The organism is Actinomyces sp. ICM58, from assembly GCF_000283035.1.
Classification (GTDB): Bacteria; Actinomycetota; Actinomycetes; order Actinomycetales; family Actinomycetaceae; genus Pauljensenia.
Map to the genome: position 1 here is coordinate 1 of NZ_ALIY01000038.1, position 1,590 is coordinate 1,590.

Sequence of the window (1,590 nt, forward strand, 5' to 3'; positions counted from 1 at the left end):
GCCCCCCGCGCCCAACGCCGAGGGCTTCCCCGTGGTCTTCGCTGACGACGCGCCGATCCGCGGCCGCGCGGGCGTCGATCGCTTCGTCGCGCGCGTCGTGCGCGGCACCAACCCTGCCGCTCCGACCCCGCGTTGGATGGTTGAGCGCCTCGAGGCCGCTGGCATGCGCTCCCTGTCGCTGCCCGTCGACATTACGAACTACGTCATGCTCGACCTGGGGCAGCCGATGCACGCCTACGACCTGGCAGCGCTCGCGTCTCCCATCGTCGTGCGCCGCGCCCGCGCGGGCGAGAGCCTCGTGACCCTGGACGAGGAGAAGCGCGAGCTGGATCCGCAGGACCTGCTCATCACCGATTCGCCCCAGGGCGAGGGCTCTCGCATCATCGGCATCGCCGGTGTCATGGGCGGCGCCTACTCCGAGGTGGAGGAGGGCACCACCGATATCCTGTTCGAGGCCGCCCACTTCGATGCGGTGTCGATCGCGCGCAGCGCGCGCCGCCACAAGCTGCACTCCGAGGCCTCGAAGCGCTTCGAGCGCGGTGTCGACCCGGCACTGCCCGAGGTCGCCGCCCAGCGCGCCGTCGAGCTGCTCGTTCAGTACGGCGGCGGGAGCATCGACGCCGGCGTGACCGACGTCGACGAGCGAGAGACCCCGACCGTCATCTCCCTGCCCGTGGGCGAGGCGCAGCGCCTCACCGGCGTCGCGCACAGCCCCGAGCGCATCGCCGAGCTGCTGACCACCGTCGGCTGCCGCGTCGAAGGCCCCGTCGATGGCGCGTTCACCGTCACGGCGCCGTCGTGGCGCCCGGACCTGACGCTTCCGGCGGATCTCGTCGAGGAAGTCGCGCGCCTGGACGGTTACGACAACATTCCCGTCGTGCTTCCTACGGCTCCCGCGGGCCACGGCCTGACCACGGGCCAGAAGGCGCGTCGTCTCGCTGCTGCGACGCTCGCCGACGGCGGCCTCGTCGAGGTCGAGTCCTACCCCTTCGTGTCCGACACGTGGGATCGTCAAGGAATCCCCGCCGCCGACCCGCGCCGTGAGGCCCTGCGCCTACGCAACCCGATGGCGGATGACGCCCCGTGGCTGCGCACCTCGGTGCTCGACACCCTCCTCGACGTCGCCGGCCGCAACGTGTCGCGCTCCAACGCGGACGTCGCTGTCTTCGAGGTCGCGAAGGTAGCCAGGCCCCACGGCACGGTTCCCGCGGCTCTGCCCGGGGCGGAGGAACGCCCCTCGGATGAGGTGCTCGCCGCCCTCGAGGCCGGCATCCCGCCTCAGCCGTGGCACATCGGCGCCGTCTTGACCGGCACAGCCGAGGTTGCCGGCGTCCTGTCGTCTCCGCGCGCGTACGACTGGGCGGACGCCCTGGAGTACGTGCGTCGCGTGGCCTCGGCCCTCGGGGTGCGCGTCGAGGTAACCCGCGCCTGGATGGACAAGGCTCCCGCCCACAAGGGTGCCCCGATGCCCGCCCCGGCCACGGATCCCGCGGACGTTGCTCCCTTCCACCCGGGCCGCGTCGCCCGCGTCTTCGTGCGCGCGGGCCGCGAGCTCGTGGACGTCGCGCTGGCGGGCGAGCTCTCGCCGGC

1 protein-coding gene is annotated in these 1,590 nt (G+C 72.8%); it reads left to right on the forward strand.

The features are described from left to right. Window positions 1-1,590: phenylalanine--tRNA ligase subunit beta (locus tag HMPREF1138_RS01725; RefSeq protein ID WP_009055815.1), on the forward strand; the 1,590-nt coding region annotated here is incomplete at both ends.